The organism is Planococcus sp. SSTMD024 (assembly GCF_041320495.1).
Lineage (GTDB): Bacteria > Bacillota > Bacilli > Bacillales_A > Planococcaceae > Planococcus.
Genome location: NZ_JBGGNS010000022.1, coordinates 58622 through 79812 on the forward strand (window position 1 = coordinate 58622; position 21191 = coordinate 79812).

A 21191-nucleotide genomic window follows, 5' to 3' on the forward strand; every position below is an offset into this window, starting at 1 on the left:
CCATGTTTTTATACTGAGAAGGGGAATGGTTGCAAATGACTTTTTAAAAAAGCAGCGCGAATCCGAATGAATATCGGATTCGCGCTGCTTTATTAAGAGAGCGTTCACTGCGGCAAAGCATGTGATTCATTAGATGAACCGGATCAGGCTTACATAGCCATCGAGGCTTGTCAGCAAGACTTCGGTTTTCCCGTCTCCGTCCAAATCCCCGGCGAGCGGGGTGCCTTCAATGCCGCCCTTGACGTGGATTTGCCCGATTTCTTTTCCGTGTTGATTGAGGATCGTCAGGGTCCCCATCATATCCGGCACCAATATTTCGTCCTTTCCATCTGAATTGATATCCAAGACAGTGGTCGACCCTCGCATATTCGCAGCCAGATAGGTCCGCCAATGGGTATTCGCCTGGCCATCCAGGCAATAGACGAAGCCGGCCAGCCCGCCGAACACTACGGCTTTTTTGCCCGGTTCGCAATCGAAGACGGTCGCTCTTGAATTGGTTTCGCTGGTCGCCCAAACCGACCAAGCCGTCGATTGATATTTGGTTGCGCCGGTTGCGCCGTCTATGTAAAGCGTCCTGCCGCCGCGCCCGTTGATGGCGTATTCGAGCAGGCCGTCATCGTCCATATCCGCGTAACTTCCGAAACAGTCAATGCCAAATCGGGCATGGTTCTTCCATTTTAGCTTGCCGGTTTCCGCATCGAGGCAATAGACATGCTCGTCGATGCTATTAAATAGGCATTCCAGTTTTCCGTCCCCGTCGATATCCACCACTAACGGAAACGGTTCATTTTGTTCGAGTGAACTGAATTTCCATATCAACTCCCCTGTGCCGGCTCTCAGTTTGACGCATTGGTTGTCGAAGGAAGTTACATAGAGGTACCAGTCCCAGGACTGATAGATGAAAACCCGCTGGCCATTGCTGAAACGGGCCACGATGGCAGTGGAATAGATCGGTTCGTCGCCGGTTTTCACTTGCCATCTCTCGCATCGAATCATCTCTCCTTATGAGTTGAATGTGTTTTGAATTTATTTATACAAGAGAGGGCACAATACCTGCACGCTCTCTTCAACTGGTATAATGGAGCTGTGTCTAAAGCGCAGGCTTTCGATGCTCTTTTTTTGCAGAAACATGGATTTCATTAGCTGGGAGTTGGAAATAGAGATGAACAAAAAAGACATTGCCGAGATCCGCAAGCAGTTCAAGCTGGAGACGGATTTGTTGAAAATCGCTGAAATTTACAATGTATATATCAAGCAGGACACGAGCGAAATCTTCCACGAGGAGAGCCGTTCGTTTTCCTTGCTTGACCGGGAGCAGCAAGAGCTGTTTTTGGCCAACTTCAAGAAAGTGCTGGCGGGCAAGCTCGACATCAAGCTGTTTGAAGTGAAGTTCCAGCGCCCGGAGGAAGGGCAAGCCGACCATACGCAGCATTTGCTGTACGAAGGGCTTCATGCGGACGACGCGGAAGCTTGGAAAGACAATATGCAGCGCGTCGCCTTGAAGATGGTCGAAGAAACGCCATACGAGAAAGACATGGTCATCACCTTCATCCGCGGCACGTATTTCAAGACGACAAAACGCGAGGTGGACGAGACGGAAGCGGCGCTGCGCGATGAAGTGTACACGACGCCGTTCGTCCTCAGCAGCATGAACCAGACCGAGCTGCCGAAATCGTCGCTGGTGTTTGATTTTATCGAAAAGGAATTCAAGTCGAACATCATGGCGGACCCCGTCATCAAGCTGTCGTCCCCGGTCGGCGGGTTCTTGTTCCCGAGTTTCACGAACAACGCCGCAGACGTCAACCGCATTCTGTATTCAGCGGCGAAGGCCAATAAGCCGGATTTCCAGTTTATCGAAAATGTGCTGAACGGCGACGAAATCACCACCGCAGAAGACGATAAAGTGGTGTTTGAAGAAATCGTCAAGCACGTGATCGGCGACGAGGTCAATTCGAGAACGCTCGCAGGCGTCTACGACGAGATCAACAGCATGCTCGAAGTGGAAGCGGAAGACGAGGACGAGCCGGCACCGATGCTTGATTCCAAAGAAGTCGAACGCGTGTTGAAGGCAAGCGGCATCAAAGACATCAGCACCGAAAAAGTGGAACAGGCGTTCCAGCAAGTGACGGATGACCGCCAGTACGAGATGAAAGCGAGCCACATCGTGCCGAGCTACGGCTCCAAATCGATCAAGATCAACACGAAAGTCGCCGAAATTAAGATTGGCCCGCAAGACTTACGTTACGTCAAACAAGTCAATTACAAAGGCCGCCGCTGCATCCTGATCGAAGTCGAAGAGGATACGGTGGTGGAAGGGTTTAAATTACTGGCGGAGGAGGAGTTGGAGTAGGACAGGCCTGTCAGAAACAGAAGGCGCTACAGTGCATATGCATTGTGGCGCCTTTCGTATTTTAGAAACAACAGCTTCGGATAAAGAGGACTATTCCTTTGTCGCTAGAATTGAAATAGAGAAAGTACAATACGAATATAGCAGGATCAGCCCCCTCGTTCACCTTACATACGATTCTCAGAATTCAAAAGAGGAGGGAGCAAGATGGCGAGTAGATTGCCCGCAATTGGTATAGCCTCTGCTGTGATTTTGACAAGCTGTGCGGAGCCTGTGGAAGTGGAAGAGATGGTGGTGGCGCAGGAAGTCGACGGAATGGTCTTGGATATAAAGGTGCCGCAAGTGGAAGGGCTGGATGCATTCAACGAAGAGGCGTTGAGGCTGGGCGAACAACTGGAGGAGCAAATCAGACAGTCTGAACAAGCGGTAGAGGAAGGATATACTGATTTGCATGCAGATGGCGCCATGAATTTTGAGACAAAGCTTTTGGATGCTCAAACCATTAGCGTGTTGTTAACTGGATTTTTATACGAAGCTGGTGCAGCACATGGGTATACTTACAAAGAAACGTTGAACTATGAATTGCAGTCAGGTTCAGCTATTGAAATGACCGATTTGTTTGAAGAAGAGAATTACGAAGACGATCTTTTAGCTGCAGCGAATCAGGAGATGGAGGCGAGTGGCCTGAAAGAGGACCTGTCTTTTCCATTCGATCAAATTAAAGAAGAGCAGCAATTCTATTTAACGGAAGAAGAACTAGTTCTAGTATTTGACCAATATGAAATCACTGCAGGATCTATGGGACCGCAAGAAGTGGTCATTTCAAAAAGCGAGCTGGAAAGTTTGAAAGAGGGTTACAAATGACATGCTAGATGAATCGGGCTTTCTGTAAAAGATTGATCCCGTAGCTGGCAATAAACGATTTAAAGGATGACTACCAGGATAACTGAAATCGATTTACAATATTTGAAGCTAAAAGGACTGCTAAGAAATTCTCTTTGCCGTCCTTTTATTTTTATTGCCTCAATACAGAAATATCGCTTCGGATGTGGAACAGGCTTTCCATCAAGTGACTGATGACCGCCAGTAAGAGATAAAAGCGAGCCACATCGTGCCGGGCTACGGCGCCAAATCGATCAAGATCAACGCGAAAGTCGCGAAAATCAATATCAGTCCGCAAGATTTACGTTACGTCAAACAAGTCAATTACAAAGGCCAGCGCCGCGTAAATAATGCTCGAACCGTTTTTTTCGCTTAGAAGCACTTTACCGGTGCTGGTCAAACAAAATTGGGTTTCCGTCAGGATCTTCGATGACAAAGCTGGCAGGCCCTTGGCTTGTTTCATCCGCTTCACTTCTGAATTCGATGCCTTTTGCTTTTAAGGTTTTCTGAAGTTCGCGAATATCCGAAAAACTGTCAAGCTCTTGTGCATTTTCATCCCATCCTGGATTGAAAGTCAGCATGTTTTTCTCAATCATCCCTTGGAATAAGCCCACAAAAGTGGTGCCGTTTTTCATGATGAGGCAGCTCTGGCTGATTTCTCCTTCATACACTTCAAATCCGAGCTTTTCATAGAATGTTTTTGAGGCGTAGATGTCTTTGACGTTCAAACTGATTGAAAAACTGCCCAATTGCATATGATCACCTCCTCTCTTGCTGGCTGTCGGACGATTCTTCATATCAAATCACCTGTACCATTCAAGAGGCAGACCAGCAATTCCTCCCTGATTCTGTAAATAATCAGGTAGCAAATATAGAGGATTGATAGAAGAATGGGAGTAAGATATTCACAACTGGGTTATTTAGTAGGTATTGCCACTATTAAAGGAGGTAGCATAATGATTAGTGATACGGACTTGCAGTATTTGCGCCGTTGTGTGAAATTAGCTGAGACCGCTCTGGAAAAAGGGGACGAGCCGTTTGGTTCGGTTCTCGTCTCGGCACAGGGTGAGGTGCTGTTCGAAGACCATAACCATGTGGCATCTGGCGACCATACGCAGCATCCCGAATTCGCGATCGCGCGCTGGGCGGCAGAACACATGGGGCCCGAAGAACGGGTGCGAGCGACCGTCTATACATCCGGCGAACATTGCCCGATGTGTGCGGCGGCGCATGGCTGGGTCGGGCTCGGCCGCATTGTCTACGCCAGTTCGTCACAGCAATTGGCGGGGTGGATGCAAGAGCTCGGCGCCGAGCCTTCGCCTGTCCGCAACCTGTCCATCCTGGAAATCCTGACAGACCCGGACGTTGACGGGCCGGTGCCGGAGCTCGCGGAGCAAGTGCACCAGCTTCACCGCCGTTTGCACGAATCGAAGCGCTAAGCGGCTGAAGCCGTCCGTCGCATTGGACATCAGCCATTTGTTTTGAACACAAAAAGGACTGCGAAGAGAAAATTCTCTTCGCAGTCCTTTTATATTGACTACACCAAAACAGGGATATCGCTTCGGATGAGGTGGTCGAACGCGCTGAGTGAAGCCGTGGCGCCGCCTCCCATGGAAATGATGATCTGTTTGTACGGGACGTTCGTGCAGTCGCCTGCAGCGAACACGCCCGGCATATTCGTGGCGCCGCGCTGGTCGATGACGATTTCGCCGTGCGGGTTGCGCTCGACAAAGTCACCGAGCCAGTCGGTGTTTGGCACGAGGCCGATTTGGACGAAGACGCCGGACAATTCGACATGCTTTTCCTCGCCTGTTTGAAGGTCGATATAGGAAATGCCGTTCACTTTATCGGTACCGGTAATTTCCTGCGTGCGGGCATTTGTCAGTACCGTGACGTTCGGCAGGCTTTTCAGGCGGTCCTGCAAAACAGAATCTGCTTTAAGCTCAGCGTTGTATTCCAACACCGTCACGTGGTTCGTGATGCCTGCAAGGTCGATCGCCGCTTCGACGCCGGAGTTGCCGCCGCCGATGACCGCGACGTCTTTGCCGGCAAATAGCGGGCCGTCGCAATGCGGGCAATACGCGACGCCTTTGTTCTTGAATTCTTCTTCGCCAGGAACGCCAATATTGCGCCAGCGGGCACCGGTTGAAAGAATAACGGTCTTGCCTTTGACGACAGCGCCGTTTTCGAGTTCAAGCTCGAACAGCTCTTTTTTCTCCAAGCGTTTCGCACGCTGCAAGTTCATGACGTCGATGTCGTATTCCTTCACATGCTCTTCGAGGCTTGCCGCGAATTTCGGGCCTTCCGTGCGCTTGACGCTGATGAAGTTCTCGATGCTTAATGTATCCATCACCTGGCCGCCGAAACGTTCTGCGACGATGCCGGTACGGATGCCTTTACGCGCCGCATAGATTGCCGCGCTGGCACCAGCCGGGCCGCCGCCGACGACGAGCACGTCAAACGGATCTTTGCCTTCGAATTCGGATGCATCCGGCGCGCTGCCGAGTTTTGCGAGCAACTCCTCAAGCGACATGCGGCCGCTTGCGAACGATTCGCCGTTTAAGAATACGGTTGGAACGGCCATGATGTCTTTGCTTTCGACTTCTTCTTTGAACGCAGCGCCGTCGATCATCGTATGCGTGATGTTCGGGTTGAGGACGCTCATCAAATTAAGGGATTGCACGACTTCCGGGCAGTTCTGGCAGCTCAGGCTGATGTACGATTCGAAATGGTACGGGCCTTCGAGCGCTTTGATCTGATCCATTGTTTTCGCATCAGCTTTTGGCGCGCGTCCGCTCACTTGTAACAAGGCAAGGACGAGCGACGTGAACTCGTGGCCGAGCGGGATGCCCGCGAACGTGATGCCCATGTCTTCGCCGGGACGGGTGACGCTGAAGCTCGGCGTTCGCTCGAGCTCCGTGCGCTCCATTTGAATGCGCGGGGACATGGCGGACAGTTCTTCCACCAAATCGACCATATCTGTTGATACTTTATCGGATCCGGCGCTCACTTGGAGCAGCACGTCGCCTTCCAAAAGCTGCAAGTATTGCTCTAATTGGGCTTTGATTTGCGCATCTAGTATCATTGTCAAAACTCCCTTAAATTTTGCCTACGAGGTCAAGGCTTGGCTTCAATGTGTCGCTGCCTTCTTCCCATTTCGCCGGGCATACTTCGCCTGGGTTGTTGCGCACGTATTGTGCTGCTTTGATTTTGCCGACAAGCGTGCTTGCGTCGCGGCCGATGCCGTCTGCGTTGATTTCTGCAGCTTGGACGATGCCTTCCGGGTCAACGATGAATGTGCCGCGCTGTGCAAGGCCTTCTTCTTCGTTAAGAACGTCGAATCCGCGTGAAATGCGCTGCGATGGGTCACCGATCATTGTGTATTCGATTTTGCCGATTGCATCTGAATGGTCGTGCCAAGCTTTGTGGGTGAAGTGAGTATCTGTAGAAACGGAGTATACTTCAACGCCAAGCTCTTTCAATGTTGCGTATTGGCTTTGGAGGTCCTCAAGTTCAGTCGGGCATACGAACGTGAAGTCTGCTGGGTAGAAGCACACGACGCTCCATTGGCCTTTCATGTTTTCTTCTGTCACCTCGATAAATTCGCCGCTCGCCGCCTGGTAAGCTGACGCGTTAAATGGTTGGATTTCTTTTCCGATCAAAGACATAAAATAATTACCTCCTGAATGTTTTTTTAGAATGACCATAACCGATAACGCCAAAAAAAATAATCGAAGTGGTAACTTCAATTAATATCGTTATCTGATTATAATGATTCTAATTCTATTTCCATTGTCATATGAAACGGGGAATTTGTCAAAGAGAACCCTGTAGTGTAAACGCTTTCTAATAATTACTCGCATAATACTAAAAAATAAGCAGTTTTCCCGGGAAATAAATATTTAAGAAAACAAAAAAAGTATGTGAAATTAATAATTATTAAATATTTCAGAATAGGGTTAACAATGATTGAGGGAAAGAATTTCTCAATGGCAAGCCCTAATTGATAGAAGGGCAGGAGGGCGAAAAAGAGATTTAATTAATAAAGGCGCAAAAAAAAGCGGGCTCCGTTTAAGAGACCCGCTTTCTATTGCACGATAAGCCGTGATCGATCCTGGAGCTACACCCACCACATCTCATCGACCGACTCCTTGACCATGACCGGTTTCAGGTTCTCCACTGCTTTGGTAAAGCCTTCGTTGATCGACATTAAACCATCTTCGTGCTCGATGCTGACGACGTAATCATAGCCGTAGAGGCGCAAGGTGCTGACGATATCGGCCCAGGCTTTTTGGCCGTGGCCGAATCCGACGGTGCGGAAATACCAGGCCCGGTCTTTCATCTCGGAGTAGTCGGTCATATCGGTCAAGCCGTTGCGGTTGGTGTTTTCCTGGTCGATGATGGTGTCTTTCGCGTGAAAATGATGGATGGCGTTTTCCCGCCCGAGAATCTTGATCGCTTCGACCGGGTCGATGCCCTGCCACCACATATGGCTCGGGTCTAGGTTTGCGCCGATAGACGGGCCGCACGCTTCACGAAGGCGCAACATGGTCGCGGGCGTATGGACCGAAAAGCCGCCGTGCAGCTCCAAGCCGATCTTGATGCCGAGCGATTCGGCCAAAGCGTTTTTTTCTTTCCAATAAGGAATCAGTTTCTGTTCCCATTGCCAGGCGAGCACTTCCTGGAAATCGTTCGGCCAGGCGGCGACTGGCCAGTTTGGGTACAGCGCGTTCTCATGGTCGCCCGGACAGCCCGAGAAGGTATTGACGACCGGCACTTTGAGCTTCGAGGCGAGCTGCATTGTTTTGATGAGCAGTTCATCAGCCGCGCCGGAAATGTCTTTTTGGGGATGCAGCGGATTGGCGTGGCAGCTGAGCGCGCTGATGAAGAGGCCGGCGTCGTCGATTTGCTTGAGGAAGGCTTGCTGCTTGTCTGCGTCTTCAAGCAGCTCGTCCACTTTGCAATGGGCATCGCCCGGATATCCGCCGGTGCCGAGTTCGATTGCTTCAATGCCTTTTGAGGCCACATAAGCCAGCATATCTTCAAAATTTCGATCAGAAAATAAGACGGTAAAAACCCCCAATTTCATGAAAATCCCTCCATTCAAGTTTTCAGATTATACTGACATGTAAACCATTACATTCTTAACATATAGAATAAAATGAAGTAAATCAATATATTTCATGCAATAAAAATAGTTATTGACAGATAATTCTGAACAAATTATGATGAAAATGTAAACGATTTCATTTCACAACAGAAGTGTCGCGTCAGAAAGAAGGAAAAGCATATGGCAAACATACAACAAGTAGCGAAGCGTGCAGGGGTTTCAGTCGCCACGGTATCCCGGGTATTGAACGGCCACGACAAAGTAACGGCCAAGACGAAGCTGAAAGTGGAGGAGGCGATCCAGCACTTGAACTACGAGCCGAGCATGCTCGGCAGGAATTTGCGAAATTCGGAAAGCCGCATTGTGCTGATCTTGATCCCGACGATCTCCAACCCGTTTTATTTTGAGATCATCAAGGGAATCGAAAATATGGCGCTCAGCCAGAATTACAGCATCCTGTTGTGCGAAACGGATTCCAAGCCTGAGAAGGAGGAGATTTATTTCGATTTGGTGCGCAAGAAAATGGCGGACGGCATCATTTCGATGGACCCGGCAGTGAATGTTGAGACCTTGAAAGAACTTGCGGAACATTACGCCATCATCCAATGCAGCGAATACGGCGGCGGCATCGGCATCCCGTACGTCACGATTGACAGCGAGGAAGCGTCTTACCGCGCCGTGAAGCATTTGATCCAGATCGGCCATAAAAAAATCGCGCTGATGAATTCCGATGAAAAATTCCTGTACGCCAGGGAACGGCGGATGGGCTATGAACGGGCATTGCGTGAACACGAGATCCCGGTGAATGGCGATTATATTTTCTACACGCAGGAGCTTGGGTTCGAACAGGGGCAGATGGCAATGAAGAAAATACTGCGCCTCGAGGACCGGCCGACCGCCGTATTTGCCGTATCGGATCTGCTGGCGATCGGCGCCTTGAAAGAAATCACTGCCGCCGGATTGCACGTGCCGAACGATGTCGCGGTTGTCGGGTTCGACAAGATCGATTTCTCCAATATGACCAATCCGGCACTGACCACCGTCGCACAGCCGATGTACAAGATGGGCACGGTCGCGGCGCGGATGCTGATTGAGAAAATCCAAGGAAAAACCGTCGATAGCGTAGTGCTGGGCCATGAACTGGTCATCCGGGAATCGACCACCGGCTAACTGGCTGGACCCAGCGCCTCATGACCAGGGATATGGGCAAGAACGCTGGTGCCAAACATTAATGTAATCGATTACATTTAACGGATCCATACAAAACTAAGGGGTGAATAAAGTGAAAAAACTATTGCTCATTTTATTGTCTTTCGTAACGATTTTTGGGCTCGCGGCATGCGGCAGCACGGAAAATGAAGGTTCGGGTTCAACGGCTGAAGGTTCAAGCGACGGGGATATGACGATCGGCATATCGCTTCCTTCGGCAACGCATGGCTGGATGGGTGCCTTGATTGACAGCGCCGAGAAACAGGCGATGGAGTTAAAGGAAAGTGAAGGCATTGACTACGTCATGACCAACGCAGCAGACCCGAACAAACAAGCGAATGACGTGGATGATTTGATTGCACAAGGCGTGGACGTCATTGTCATGCTGCCGATCGAATCCGCAGCATTGACCCCAGTCGGACAGAAAATCAAAGATGCGGGCATCCCGCTCGTCATCGTTGACCGCGAACTGGAAAACGATGCAGCGACAGTGGTCGTCAAAGGGGATAACGAAGGAATCGGCGTCAATGCCGGCAAATTTTTCGTCGAGCAATTGAATGGCGAAGGGAAAATCGTTGAAATCACCGGGCCGCCGAGTTCGGTAACGGAACAGCGTGGATCCGGGTTTAAAGAAGCGGTTGAAGGACAGGAAGGGATGGAGATCATCGCTTCGCAAAGCGGCGACTTTTCCACTGAGAAATCATTGGAAGTCATGCAGAACATTTTGCAGGCCAACCCTGAAATCGATGCCGTTTTCACTCAAGACGATGGCATGGCATTAGGCGTCATGCAGGCCATTAAAGAAGCAGGCCGCACAGATATCCAATTCGTCACAGGGGCAGGCGGCGCGAAAGGCGTATTTGAAGACATCCAGAACGACGGGCTGATGAAAGCGACATTCCTGTATTCACCGACCATGGTCGAAGATGCAGTGACGATCGCTGGTGATTTGGCAAAAGGCGAGGAGCCGGCTGAATCGATGGTCGTCAAGGAAGCGACGCAAGTAACGAAAGAAAACGTCGATGAGTATTACGATCCGGAATCGAAATTCTAAGCCAATAGCCGGGAAATGCAGTGGAGCCATTGCATTTCCTCTTTTCCTATAAGGAGGTTAAGACATGACTTCGCAGCCTTTCGTGGCGATGAACCAAATCGACAAATCATTCAACGGCGTCCCGGTTTTAAAGAAAGTGACGCTGGAAGTGGAAAAAGGGGAGATTCATGCCTTGCTTGGGGAGAATGGCGCCGGCAAATCGACGCTGATGAATATTTTAGGCGGCGTCCACCAACCGGACAGCGGGGAGATTTGCATTGAAGGCAAGCAGGTCAATATGGCGAACCCGCATATTTCCCAGGCGCATGGCATCAGCTTTATCCATCAGGAGCTGAATATGGTCGGCGATTTGAAAGTGTACGAAAACATGTTTCTAGGTTCAGAAATTCGCAACAAGGCCGGGTTTTTGAACGTGGAAGAAATGTGCCGCCAAACGCGTGAGATTTTGGCGGAACTGGGCGTGTTTCTCAATCCGAAAGAATATGTACGCAATCTCGCCACATCCTATAAGCAATTGATCGAGATTTCAAAAGCGCTGCTGCACAAATCTCAGCTCATCATCATGGATGAGCCGACGACATCGCTCGCAGAACATGAAGTGGGCCGGCTGTTCGAATTGATGCGCAACTTGAAGAAATCCGGCGTATCCATTATTTACATTTCCCATAAATTAAAGGAAATCCAAGCGATATGCGACCGCTACACCGTGCTGCGCGACGGCCAGTTGGTGAAGACGGATGACATGCAGAGCGGAAATTTGGAGGAAATCACCAAGCTGATGGTCGGCAAAGCGATTTCACAGGAGCGCTTCGTCCATGAGCACGAGTTCGGCGAGCTGGCCCTCGAAGTCGAGCGTTTAAGCAGCCCCGGCTTGTTCAAGGAGATCGATTTCACCGTCCGAAAAGGCCAGATTGTCGGATTTACCGGGCTTGCGGGGGACGGCCGGACGGAGCTGTTTGAAAGTTTATTCGGCTACCGCAAAAAATACACGGGCACCATCAAAGTGAAGGGCAAAGCAATGAAAATCACCCATCCGCGAACGGCGCTGCAGGCGGGCATGGGCTATGTGCCGAAAGACCGCAAAGAAAATGCCATCATCAAAGATCTGAGCGTCGTCCACAATATGAGCTTGTCATCGATGGGCAATTTTGAGCGATTGGGCTTTATCCAAGACAAGCGGGAGCTGGAAAAGTTCAGCAGCTATAAAAAAGCTTTGAACATCAAAGTAGCCAATCCGCGCATCACCATCGACAAATTGAGCGGCGGCAACCAGCAGAAAGTGATCATCGCCAAATGGCTCGAAGCGGATACCGATATCCTGATTTTCGACAACCCGACACAAGGCATCGACGTCGGCGCCAAACAGGAAATTTACCAGGAGATTCTAGAACTCGCAAAACTCGGCAAAGCGATCATCATTCTGTCCTCGGAAGCCCCTGAAGTGTTGCGGATATGCCATGTCATCAACGTCATGTACCACGGGGAAATCACGGCCAGGTTTATGGGCGACGAAACAGACGAAGAAGAAATCATGCACTATGCCACAGGCGCGAAAAGGGAGGGAGAGCACATTGGATAATATCAACACAAAGGAATACAGCCCTGAATCACCAAGCATGAAAAGCAGGCTGTCCTGGCTATGGTCGGAATACAGCGTCATCATTGCGTTCATCATCATTTTCATCGCTGCTTCCGTGATGAATCCAAGATTTCTCGATATCAATAACCAGTTGAACATCCTCATGCAAGTGTCGATCATCGGGATCATTGCGCTTGGGATGACGGTCGTCATGCTGTCAGGCGGCATTGATTTGTCGGTCGGCTCTGTCCTGGCGCTCGCCGGCGTCATTTCCGTCTTGGCATTGAATGCATCCGGCAGTATCTTGATCGGCGTGTTCACCGCCTTATTGATCGGGGCCTTCGCCGGATTTCTCAATGGCCTGATGGTCGCAAAAGGCCGAATCGCATCGTTTATCGCCACGCTCGGCATGATGGCCGCGGCCCGTTCGATCGCACTCTATATTGCAGAAGGCGGCAGCGTGTCGGGCGAAGTGAGCGGATTCACCGCCATCGCTAATAACAATGTATGGATTTTTGATTTGCCGGTGCTCATTTTCTTCGCCATGGCCGTGCTGATTTATATCGTCATGCACAAAACGCGGTTCGGCAGGTACGTCTATGCACTCGGGTCGAATGAAAAAGCGGCGATGCTGTCCGCCATCCGTGTCGACCGCATCAAGATCGGCGTCTATACACTAATCGGGACGCTGGTCGGCGTTGCGGCAGTCATTGAAACGTCCCGCCTGAACTCGATTTCGTCTTCAAGTTCCGGTGCGCAATATGAACTTGACGCGATTGCGGCGGTTATCATCGGCGGCACGCGCATGACAGGCGGGCGCGGCAAAATCATCGGCACGATTTTCGGCATCTTGATCCTGGGCATCCTCAACAATATGATGAACTTGATGAATGTCTCGCCGCATCTGCAGGGCTTTGTCAAAGGCTTGATCATCATCATTGCCGTCGTGTTCCAAAAAAGAGAATAGGAGGAGATCGCATGGGCATCAAGGTAGGCATCATCGGCTGCGGGGCCATTACGAAAATGCGTCACGCGCCGGAATATACAGCGAATCCATATGTGGATGAAATCGTCTTTTACGACCGCAATCTCCACCGGTCCGAAGCGATGGTCGAACTGTTTGGCGGCCGGAATGTGGAAAGCGTCGAGCAATTGTTCAACGATTCCGATATTACAGCCATCAGTGACTGCTCGTCGAATGAACACCACCATTTATTCTCGACGCAAGCGTTGTTGAGCGGCAAGCACGTGCTGTGCGAAAAACCGATTTCCTTAACGGTCGAACATGCCAAGGAGATTTTGGCGGCACAGAAAAAGTCCGGCAAGAAACTGATGGTCGACCACAATCAGCGGTTTACGCGCGCCCACCAAAAAGCGCGCGAAATCCTGGACAGCGGAGAGCTCGGGAAAGTTTTGACTTTCCGCACCGCTTTCGGGCATTCAGGCCCGGAATCCTGGGGCATCAATAAAACGAAATCGACATGGTTCTTCAAAAAGGAGCGTTCGGGCTTCGGGGTCGGCGGCGACCTCGGCATCCATAAAATCGATTTGCTGCATTACCTGCTCGATGATGAAATCATTCAAGTGAGCGCCTTTCAGGGAGCGTTGCACAAAACGGATGAAAATGGCGAGCTGATTGAAGTATGCGACAATCTGGTCTGCAGCTTGGCAACCGAAAAAGGGCGTCTCGGGAACGCCGCCTTCTCCTGGACTTATTACGGAGAAGAGGACAACAGCACCGTTGTTTATTGCGAGAAAGGCATCATGAAAATCTACCACGATGACGAGTATCAACTGGAACTCATCATGGCATCCGGCGAGAAAGTGAACTACCAGCTGGAAGCGATCCAAACGAACGATAACCAGACTCCGAGCGGCGTCATTGATGCGTTCGTCGATTCGATCCGCCTGGACCAGGAGCCGATCGTCACGGGAGAGGACGCCTTGAAATCGCTGAAAGTCATTTTGGGCATCATGGAAGCAGCCGAAACGAAGCAAGTGGTCACCATCGAAAAAGAGTCTCTCCTTTATCAATAAGGAGAGACTCTTTGCTTGTCGAGAAACATTGGCAGCTTTTTACGTTCCGTTTCAGCCGGACGCTTTCCGCGGGCACGGCCTCAGCCGCTTCGTCGCTGGCGCTACAAACCTCCTGCTCAACTCTCACAAAGTTCGAGCTTCGCAAACGAATGACTTCGCTCCTTCGCTTGCAGGGTCTTCAGCTCGCGTCGCTCCTTCGCTTTGCTCAGTCACTGCTCCCGCAGGAGTCGCCGGCTTACACTTCACTAGCGTCAAAATAATATTTCTGCCACTCACCTTTATATCTCATTAGTTATTAAATAGAAAATGAAATAGACAGGTTATGAATGAAAAGGTGCGACTTATTTCACCTTCTAAGAAGTTTCTTCTTTATCAATAGAGGAAGACTCTTTAAAGTGTTGAAAAGATCTACAAATTGCTACAAATAGAAAAGGCTCTCCTTTTACATTAAAAAATCAATGTGCTAGCTGAGTATTTGGAGAAGCGTTTGCTCGACTCCTGTGGGACTAGCGGGTTTGAGAGACCCCGCAGGAACGAAGTGACGAGGAGGCTCGATTCCCGCCCCACGGAAAGCGAGCGATAAGCTTCGGAAAATACGACTTCTTAACTTTTTCGACATGCAAAAGGGTCTTTTTCATTTCGCTCATAGTTTGAAACGGTTGAGTGAGAAGGGGGCAATATCGAATTCGGTGTGGCCATCTGTTGCCAATTGGCTCAACACTTCGCCCATGACGCTGCCGAATTTAAAGCCGTGGCCGGTAAAACCGCAGGCGAAAATGACGCGCTCGTTTTCCGGATGGCGGTCGATGATGAAGTTATGATCGTCCGAGACTGTGTATAAACACGTTTTGCCTTGTTTCAATTGTCCGCTCGCTTCGGGCATATAGAGGTCCAGGAATCTTCTTAAGTCGCCTTCATCGAATTCATACTCCCCAAAGTTCTGGGTTTGTTCGTCCGGGTCGATTGGCTGCCCGCCATCTGAACGCCCAACTTTTAAGCCAGCGCCGTCGATGCTCGGGAAGCCGTAGAACATCATCTCGGGGCCTTCCACAAAAAATCCGGGAAATTGATCGGCATTGTACATCTCCGGTGCTTCAAACCAGCCCACCGCTTTACGCGTTGGCTGGATCGGCAATTGCAGGTCCGGCAGCAACTTCTTCGCCCATGCACCGGCTGTGACAATCACTTTTTCAGCATAAAAAATACCTTGTGCGGTAGAGATTTTCACACGGTCCCCATCCTGTATATCGATGTGTTGGACGGGTGTGTTCGGCACGTAGTGGATGCCGTTTTCAAGCGCCAGTTTCTTATAGGCACGGATGGCATTTTCACTGTACAGCACGCCTGCCTGTTCCTCAAAGCAGCCGATGAAATGCTCGGGCACTGTGAAGCCCGGCCATCTTTCCTGGATGGCGCCGCTGCTTAATATTTCGAGCGGCAATCCGTAGCTGTTGGCGGCTGCAATGCTTTCCAAAAGAAAAGGAGAGTCTTCCGGGCCGAGCCCGATGACGCCGGTCTTGTCGAACACTTTGTAGCCGGTCTGCTTCTCCAAGTCTTCCCATAATTGCTGCGCGCGCAACACTAACCTAACGTAATGCCTGCCTTCCCCGTAAGCGTGGCGGATCAACCGGGTATCTCCGTGATGGCTGCCGTTCGCATGGGGCGGATCGAATGCATCGATTACCAATGTCTTCTTGCCTTGCTGTGCCAAAAAGGCGCCGGCCGCCATGCCCATCGTGCCGGCACCGACTATGGCGACATCAAAAACAGTTTCCTCGCTCATCTTGTGTTCACTCCGCTCTTGTATTGGATGCATGCCGCCCGTTGGAAACCCGGGAGCAATGAAATATTAAATTGATGGTATGCAATGCGGCAGGCTTTGTCAATTTCATCCTGAATTTTTATGCGAAATTTTGATTTATTTTCAAAAAGGGTTTGACAGCGGAGACTATCTCAAATACTATCGTTAATATGTTAAAAAAATTAAATAACTTATCCAGAGAGACTGAGGGACAGGCCCTATGACGTCCAGCAACCATCATGTTCATGAGAGGTGCTAATTCCTGCAGGATGTGTTCATTCTGAGAGATAAGAAATTGGTCGAAGCCTCTTTCCTATTGAAAGAGGCTTTTTTGCATTCAAATGAGGGCAGTCGCTCTACGCAGGCGAAAAATCCAGTCCCATCACACAAAATTACACACCAAAAGGAGCTTGAATTATGAAAAGAAACGCTTATGTAGTCGCAACCGCCTGTTTAGTAGGTCTTGCCGGGACACTTGCCGGCTGTTCATCGTCCGAGACGGCGAACGCTGACGGAGAGCAAGTGATCCGCGTTGGGACGCAAAACGACTACCCGCCCTTCGCTTTTGCGGATGACACAAATCAATTGACGGGCTATGACGTGGACATGATGAAAGCCGTCGATGAACAATTGGACGGCTATACGTTCGAATATGTCGCCGTGCCGTGGGACAGCATGTTCCTTGCGCTCGAGTCGAATAAAATCCAGGCCATCGCCGATCAAGTGGCGAAAACGCCGGAACGCCAAGAAAAGTATTTGTTCACCGATGAATCGTATTTCGCAGCGGAAACGGTCATCGCGGTGAAAGAAGGCCGCGAAGACATCCAAACGATTGAAGATTTAGAAGGCAAAGCGGTCGGAGCGTTGGCGGGGGATTCCTATACCTTATTGCTTGAGGAATACAACGAGACGGCCGATGAGCCAATCGAACTGAAATACAGCGAAAGCGGCAACCCGTCGGAAATTCTGCAGGATGTGCAAAACGGCCGCGTCGACGCGTACGTCAATGACCCGATCATGATGAACGCGGTGCTGGAAAAAAATGAACTCGGCGTGGAGATTGTCGGCCAGTCCTTGGTCAATGACGATATGGGCATCGTCTTGAAAGACGAAGAAAAAGGCGAAGAGCTGAAAGCCTTGATCGACCCGATCTTGAAACAGCTGAAAGAAGACGGCACTTTGTCCGAACTGTCCGAGAAATGGACCGGCGGCGACTACATCCCTGAATAAGCTAGCGGAAGGACAGAGACTATGGAAAATTTACTGGACTTGAATTTCTTGATCGAGAGCTTTCCCGCCATCATCTCCAGGCTGCCGGTCACGATCGGCATCGCAGTCGGCTCGCTGCTTTTGAGTCTGGTCATCGGCGTGGCTGCGGCATTGATCAAAATCTACAAAGTGCCTGTGCTCAGCGTCATCACGTCGATCTATATTTCCTTTATCCGGGGGACGCCCTTACTGGTGCAGATTTACCTGGTGTTTTATGGAATTCCGAAAATCATTTATTTTCTACAGAGCGAATACGGTTGGCTTCAGTCGGCGGACGTCAATAGCATCGCCCCGGAATTCTATGCCTTGATGGCTTTTTCCATCAATTTGGGCGCGTACTTGTCCGAAACAATCCGCTCGGCGATCGAATCGGTCGACCGCGGACAGTTCGAAGCGGCCAAAGCAATCGGCATGACGCCTGTGCAGATGATGCTGAAGATCGTCTTCCCACAGGCCTTGACGGTAGCGATCCCGAACCTCGGCAATATGTTCATCAGCACGCTCAAAGACACCTCGCTCGTGTTCATCATCGGCGTCATCGATATTATGGGCCAGGCGAAAATCCTCGGCTCCCGGGGCTTAGCGTTCTTTGAAGTGTATATCGCCGTCTCGATCGTCTATTGGATCTTATGCATTGCCGTCGAGCGCTTATTGGTGAAGATTGAGAAGCGTGCACGCAGATATGAAAGAGGGATTGCCTGATGATCAAATTGGAGAAGCTGCATAAATATTATGACCGCCAGCATGTGTTGAAAGGCATCGATTTAACCGTCGAAAAAGGCGAAGTGGTGGCGGTCCTCGGGCCAAGCGGTTCCGGGAAATCGACGCTGTTGCGCTGCATCAATTTTTTAGAGGAGCCGACAAGCGGCATTGTGGAAATCGGCGGAAAGCGTGTGGATGCGGAGACCGCCAAGAAAAAGGAGATCTTCGCGCTCCGGACTGCAACGGGCATGGTGTTCCAGCAATACAACCTGTTCAAGAATCTGACTGTGTTGCAAAATGTCTCCGTCGGTTTGACGAGCGTCAAGCGGATGAAAAAAGACGCCGCTGACAAAAAAGGGATCGAGATGCTCGAACAGGTCGGCTTGTCGAACAAACTGAGCCATTACCCAGCACAATTATCCGGTGGCCAGCAGCAGCGCGTCGGCATCGCCCGTGCTTTGGCGTTGGACCCGGAAGTGCTGTTATTCGACGAACCGACTTCTTCCTTGGACCCGGAACTGGTCGATGAAGTATTGGCCACCATCCGCCGCGTCGCGGACACCGGAAAAACGATGTTCATCGTGACCCATGAATTAAGTTTTGCGCGGGAAATATCGGACCGCGTCATCTTTATGGAAGACGGCGTCATTATTGAGCAAGGCACGGCCGAGCAAATTTTCACCGAGCCCGCCCTTGAAAGAACGAGACAATTTTTAGGAAAAGCCGTCCAAGGCTGAGGCGAAGTAAGTGAAACGACTGAGAGCGGAAGGATGGTTTGGAATGAACCCGATTGAACAGATATTGAACGAGTTCCCGGTCCTCATTGTGGACGGGGCCATGGCGACAGAGCTTGAACACTATGGATGCAATTTGAATGATTCTTTATGGTCAGCGAAAATATTGATGGAAACCCCGGAGTTGATCAAGAAAGTGCATGTGGATTATTTCCAGGCTGGGGCGGATTGTGCCATTACGGCCAGTTACCAGGCAACCATTGAAGGCTACCGGGAAAGAGGGCTGACAGAATCACAAGCAATTGCGTTGATTGCGAAGTCTGTCCAGCTGGCAACGCAAGCGCGCGATGAGTTTTGGGACGCTGCAGAGGATCGATCAGATAGGCCGAAGCCCTTAGTGGCGGCATCTGTCGGCCCGTATGGCGCGTTTTTGTCGGATGGGTCTGAATACCGCGGCGGCTATGCGATTGGCGAAGAGCAGTTGGCCGCATTTCATAGAGAACGCATTCGTGTATTGATCGAAGCGGGAGCAGATATTTTGGCGTGTGAAACTTTGCCGTGCCTTGCGGAAGCGAAAGCGATTGTGAGCGTGCTGGAAGAATTTCCGCAAGTGTCTGCTTGGTTCACGTTCAGCGCGAAAGATGAGTTCCATATCAGCGACGGGGAGCAGATTGCGGATTGCGCAAAATGGCTCGAGGAACAGCCGCAAGTGGCGGCGGTCGGCATTAATTGTACAGCACCGCAGTTTGTCGAATCCTTGATCCAGGAAGTGAAAAGCGCATCTTCCAAACCGGTCATCGTCTATCCGAATTCCGGCGCCACTTACGACCCGGTAAGCAAAACCTGGAGCGACGAACCGTCGGCTGGGGCATTTTCAGCCAATTCGAAAGCCTGGCATCAAGCAGGAGCTGATATCATCGGCGGCTGTTGCAGCACGACGCCCGCCGATATTGCAGCGATTGCGTCCTGGGCGCGCCAAGGGAAGCCTTCGGAAGTTTAAAGCATCGCCTGATTGTCTGGGTTTTAAAACCTAGTTGACAAGTAGGTTTTAAATATAGTCTAATGTGAATAAGCTTTTTTCGCACTACTTCACATTAGGGGCATCAAGTCAGCCTCTTTATTTTGAAACAGCTGAAGGAGGGGTTGCATGAACGAACAATATCCTGTCATCGAAGGGGCGGAAGCTTTCCTGCTGAAAGGCGGCAGCACCGGCATCCTATTGTGCCACGGGTTTCTCGGCACGCCGCAAAGCGTCAGGGAATTAGGCGAAGCGCTTGGCACACAAGGCTATACAGTCTCCTGTCCGCGGCTGCCAGGCCATGGCACCCATTTCAAGGATCTGGAACAGTTTTCTTATGGCCACTGGTTCGGGAGTGTCGAGCAGGCCTATATCGAACTCAAAAAAACATGCACATCGGTCTTTGTCATCGGGCAATCGATGGGCGGCACCTTGAGCTTGGATCTGGCCAGCCGCCATCCTGAAATCCAGGGCATCGCGTTGATCAATCCGGCGATCGACATCCCGCAGTTTGAAACTTACCGCAGTCGCCCGGCCCATGCTTACGTCACAGAAGATGCGCCTGATATTAAAAAAGAGGATGCGGTGGAAATCACTTACGGACAAGCGCCGGTCAAAGCGTATCAGCAACTGCTCGGCTATATGGATGCTGTCCGCGCAAAACTCGGCGAAGTCCGCTGCCCGGTCATGTGTTTCCAGTCGCTTGAAGATCATGTCGTGCCGCCCGCCAACACCGATTTCATTCTCGGCAAGGTCGGTTCGGAACACGCGTTCAAGCACGAACTCCATAATTCCTATCACATCGCTTCCATGGACCACGAATTGGATTTCATCGTCGCCAAATCCATTGAATGGATTGAACAGGCGCATGTCGTGCCCGCCAGCCGGCAAGCGTAGATCATATTTTATGCTATGTAAATAAATTGAATTTATTCAAAATAATGTTGACAAGCCCCATCAAGGGCCGTAACATGAACTTTACAATTTAATCATCTTATCGAGATTGACTGAGGGACTGGCCCTGAGACGTCAAAGCAGCAGACCGCAACGCGGCACTGTGCTAATTCCTTGTACCGCGTGTACAGAGATAAGAGAGGCGATCGAACGTATGAAACTACTCCTCTTCTTGTCGAAAAGAAGAAGGGGTTTTTTTATTACGTTAAAACCAAGTAAACAGGTAAGATAAATTGTTTTCAGAAAAGGAGGTGCTGTCAGTGGGGAGATGGGAGCTGGCCAAATGGTTTTCGAAAGGCCACTGGAGCTTGAGCGGAAAGGCGGGCTTGCCGCATCGGCATATCGATGCGTCCCTGAAGATCTGGGAGCTCGGATAAGCTTATCGAAAGCTGTATACATAATTTAGAGAAGTAAGAACAGCTTATTGAGAAAGTTAGGAAGTCGTATTTTCCGAAGCTTATCGCTCGCTTTCCGCGGGCGGGAATCGAGCCTCCT

The 21191-nt window shown here is 50.5% G+C and carries 19 protein-coding genes, 1 pseudogene and 2 riboswitches; of the genes and pseudogenes, 14 read left to right on the forward strand and 6 right to left on the reverse strand.

Going from position 1 to position 21191, the window contains the following annotated elements:
- Positions 1–129: 129 nt before the first annotated feature.
- Positions 130–996 carry an FG-GAP-like repeat-containing protein gene (locus AB9R92_RS09125; protein ID WP_370669148.1) on the reverse strand — a complete coding sequence of 289 codons (867 nt, stop codon included), beginning with the start codon at positions 994–996 and terminating at the stop codon, positions 130–132.
- A 166-nt stretch (positions 997–1162) separates the two neighbouring features.
- On the opposite strand from AB9R92_RS09125, the gene AB9R92_RS09130 reads away from it, so the two are divergent.
- The 3 genes and pseudogenes from AB9R92_RS09130 to AB9R92_RS09140 form a co-directional block, all read left to right on the forward strand.
- Positions 1163–2350, forward strand: coding sequence for a DUF4317 domain-containing protein (locus AB9R92_RS09130; RefSeq protein ID WP_370669149.1), 1188 nt, complete (start codon positions 1163–1165; stop codon positions 2348–2350).
- Between the two features lie 204 nt (positions 2351–2554).
- Positions 2555–3211, forward strand: coding sequence for an RsiV family protein (locus tag AB9R92_RS09135; protein WP_370669150.1), 657 nt, complete (start codon positions 2555–2557; stop codon positions 3209–3211).
- 184 nt (positions 3212–3395) lie between these two features.
- Positions 3396–3569, forward strand: a pseudogene (locus AB9R92_RS09140) (DUF4317 family protein); the annotation flags it as partial.
- 43 nt (positions 3570–3612) lie between these two features.
- On the opposite strand, the gene AB9R92_RS09145 reads toward AB9R92_RS09140, so the two are convergent.
- A complete protein-coding gene (locus AB9R92_RS09145) occupies positions 3613–3984 on the reverse strand; it encodes a VOC family protein (RefSeq protein ID WP_370669151.1) in 372 nt (123 codons plus the stop codon).
- Between the two features lie 201 nt (positions 3985–4185).
- On the opposite strand from AB9R92_RS09145, the gene AB9R92_RS09150 reads away from it, so the two are divergent.
- Positions 4186–4668, forward strand: coding sequence for a nucleoside deaminase (locus AB9R92_RS09150; RefSeq protein ID WP_370669152.1), 483 nt, complete (start codon positions 4186–4188; stop codon positions 4666–4668).
- Between the two features lie 98 nt (positions 4669–4766).
- Here AB9R92_RS09150 and ahpF read toward each other — a convergent pair whose 3' ends face one another.
- From ahpF to AB9R92_RS09165, 3 genes are all read right to left on the reverse strand, one after another.
- A complete protein-coding gene (ahpF, locus tag AB9R92_RS09155; protein WP_370669153.1) occupies positions 4767–6314 on the reverse strand; it encodes an alkyl hydroperoxide reductase subunit F in 1548 nt (515 codons plus the stop codon).
- Between the two features lie 13 nt (positions 6315–6327).
- Complete coding sequence (gene ahpC, locus AB9R92_RS09160; RefSeq protein ID WP_370669154.1) at positions 6328–6897, reverse strand: alkyl hydroperoxide reductase subunit C; 570 nt, start codon at positions 6895–6897, stop codon at positions 6328–6330.
- A 452-nt stretch (positions 6898–7349) separates the two neighbouring features.
- Complete coding sequence (locus tag AB9R92_RS09165) at positions 7350–8318, reverse strand: sugar phosphate isomerase/epimerase family protein (protein ID WP_370669155.1); 969 nt, start codon at positions 8316–8318, stop codon at positions 7350–7352.
- Positions 8319–8519: 201 nt separating this feature from the next.
- Here AB9R92_RS09165 and AB9R92_RS09170 point away from each other — a divergent pair, with 201 nt between their 5' ends.
- The 5 genes from AB9R92_RS09170 (at position 8520) to AB9R92_RS09190 (ending at position 14218) form a co-directional block, all read left to right on the forward strand.
- Complete coding sequence (locus AB9R92_RS09170) at positions 8520–9509, forward strand: LacI family DNA-binding transcriptional regulator (protein WP_370669156.1); 990 nt, start codon at positions 8520–8522, stop codon at positions 9507–9509.
- A 112-nt stretch (positions 9510–9621) separates the two neighbouring features.
- A complete protein-coding gene (locus AB9R92_RS09175) occupies positions 9622–10602 on the forward strand; it encodes a substrate-binding domain-containing protein (RefSeq protein ID WP_370669157.1) in 981 nt (326 codons plus the stop codon).
- Between the two features lie 64 nt (positions 10603–10666).
- Positions 10667–12181 carry a sugar ABC transporter ATP-binding protein gene (locus AB9R92_RS09180; protein ID WP_370669158.1) on the forward strand — a complete coding sequence of 505 codons (1515 nt, stop codon included), beginning with the start codon at positions 10667–10669 and terminating at the stop codon, positions 12179–12181.
- Complete coding sequence (locus tag AB9R92_RS09185; protein WP_370669159.1) at positions 12174–13148, forward strand: ABC transporter permease; 975 nt, start codon at positions 12174–12176, stop codon at positions 13146–13148. The genes AB9R92_RS09180 and AB9R92_RS09185 overlap by 8 nt, the downstream gene beginning before the upstream one ends.
- An 11-nt stretch (positions 13149–13159) precedes the next feature.
- A complete protein-coding gene (locus AB9R92_RS09190) occupies positions 13160–14218 on the forward strand; it encodes a Gfo/Idh/MocA family protein (RefSeq protein ID WP_370669160.1) in 1059 nt (352 codons plus the stop codon).
- A 643-nt stretch (positions 14219–14861) separates the two neighbouring features.
- Here the strand turns inward: AB9R92_RS09190 and solA are convergent.
- Positions 14862–16001 carry an N-methyl-L-tryptophan oxidase gene (gene solA / locus AB9R92_RS09195; RefSeq protein ID WP_370669161.1) on the reverse strand — a complete coding sequence of 380 codons (1140 nt, stop codon included), beginning with the start codon at positions 15999–16001 and terminating at the stop codon, positions 14862–14864.
- A gap of 206 nt (positions 16002–16207) precedes the next feature.
- A riboswitch (SAM riboswitch) is annotated at positions 16208–16313 on the forward strand.
- 123 nt (positions 16314–16436) lie between these two features.
- Between solA and AB9R92_RS09200 the strand changes: the two genes are divergently transcribed.
- The 5 genes from AB9R92_RS09200 to AB9R92_RS09220 all read left to right on the forward strand — a co-directional run bounded on the left by AB9R92_RS09200 (position 16437) and on the right by AB9R92_RS09220 (position 20639).
- Positions 16437–17249: a transporter substrate-binding domain-containing protein gene (locus tag AB9R92_RS09200; RefSeq protein WP_370669162.1), complete on the forward strand. Its 813-nt coding sequence runs from the start codon at positions 16437–16439 to the stop codon at positions 17247–17249.
- A 21-nt stretch (positions 17250–17270) separates the two neighbouring features.
- On the forward strand, positions 17271–17990 hold the full coding sequence (locus AB9R92_RS09205) for an amino acid ABC transporter permease (protein WP_370669163.1): 720 nt from the start codon (positions 17271–17273) through the stop codon (positions 17988–17990).
- Positions 17990–18727 (forward strand): amino acid ABC transporter ATP-binding protein, encoded by a 738-nt coding sequence (locus tag AB9R92_RS09210; protein WP_370669164.1) that lies wholly within the window; start codon positions 17990–17992, stop codon positions 18725–18727. The genes AB9R92_RS09205 and AB9R92_RS09210 overlap by 1 nt, the downstream gene beginning before the upstream one ends.
- Positions 18728–18770: 43 nt before the next feature.
- Positions 18771–19724, forward strand: coding sequence for a homocysteine S-methyltransferase (gene mmuM, locus AB9R92_RS09215; protein WP_370669165.1), 954 nt, complete (start codon positions 18771–18773; stop codon positions 19722–19724).
- Positions 19725–19871: 147 nt separating this feature from the next.
- Positions 19872–20639, forward strand: coding sequence for an alpha/beta hydrolase (locus tag AB9R92_RS09220; RefSeq protein WP_370669166.1), 768 nt, complete (start codon positions 19872–19874; stop codon positions 20637–20639).
- A gap of 94 nt (positions 20640–20733) precedes the next feature.
- Positions 20734–20836: riboswitch (SAM riboswitch) on the forward strand.
- The last annotated feature ends 355 nt before the right edge of the window (positions 20837–21191 follow it).

Bases quoted from the DNA above. Each gene is read 5' to 3' on its own strand.
- mmuM (WP_370669165.1), top strand. From the start codon at position 18,771: ATGAACCCGATTGAACAGATATTGAACGAGTTCCCGGTCCTCATTGTG.
- AB9R92_RS09135 (WP_370669150.1), top strand. From the start codon at position 2,555: ATGGCGAGTAGATTGCCCGCAATTGGTATAGCCTCTGCTGTGATTTTG.
- AB9R92_RS09205 (WP_370669163.1), top strand. From the start codon at position 17,271: ATGGAAAATTTACTGGACTTGAATTTCTTGATCGAGAGCTTTCCCGCC.
- solA (WP_370669161.1), bottom strand. From the start codon at position 16,001: ATGAGCGAGGAAACTGTTTTTGATGTCGCCATAGTCGGTGCCGGCACG.
- AB9R92_RS09165 (WP_370669155.1), bottom strand. From the start codon at position 8,318: ATGAAATTGGGGGTTTTTACCGTCTTATTTTCTGATCGAAATTTTGAA.
- AB9R92_RS09190 (WP_370669160.1), top strand. From the start codon at position 13,160: ATGGGCATCAAGGTAGGCATCATCGGCTGCGGGGCCATTACGAAAATG.
- AB9R92_RS09200 (WP_370669162.1), top strand. From the start codon at position 16,437: ATGAAAAGAAACGCTTATGTAGTCGCAACCGCCTGTTTAGTAGGTCTT.
- AB9R92_RS09145 (WP_370669151.1), bottom strand. From the start codon at position 3,984: ATGCAATTGGGCAGTTTTTCAATCAGTTTGAACGTCAAAGACATCTAC.
- AB9R92_RS09220 (WP_370669166.1), top strand. From the start codon at position 19,872: ATGAACGAACAATATCCTGTCATCGAAGGGGCGGAAGCTTTCCTGCTG.
- AB9R92_RS09125 (WP_370669148.1), bottom strand. From the start codon at position 996: ATGATTCGATGCGAGAGATGGCAAGTGAAAACCGGCGACGAACCGATC.
- AB9R92_RS09150 (WP_370669152.1), top strand. From the start codon at position 4,186: ATGATTAGTGATACGGACTTGCAGTATTTGCGCCGTTGTGTGAAATTA.
- ahpF (WP_370669153.1), bottom strand. From the start codon at position 6,314: ATGATACTAGATGCGCAAATCAAAGCCCAATTAGAGCAATACTTGCAG.
- AB9R92_RS09130 (WP_370669149.1), top strand. From the start codon at position 1,163: ATGAACAAAAAAGACATTGCCGAGATCCGCAAGCAGTTCAAGCTGGAG.
- ahpC (WP_370669154.1), bottom strand. From the start codon at position 6,897: ATGTCTTTGATCGGAAAAGAAATCCAACCATTTAACGCGTCAGCTTAC.
- AB9R92_RS09210 (WP_370669164.1), top strand. From the start codon at position 17,990: ATGATCAAATTGGAGAAGCTGCATAAATATTATGACCGCCAGCATGTG.
- AB9R92_RS09170 (WP_370669156.1), top strand. From the start codon at position 8,520: ATGGCAAACATACAACAAGTAGCGAAGCGTGCAGGGGTTTCAGTCGCC.
- AB9R92_RS09180 (WP_370669158.1), top strand. From the start codon at position 10,667: ATGACTTCGCAGCCTTTCGTGGCGATGAACCAAATCGACAAATCATTC.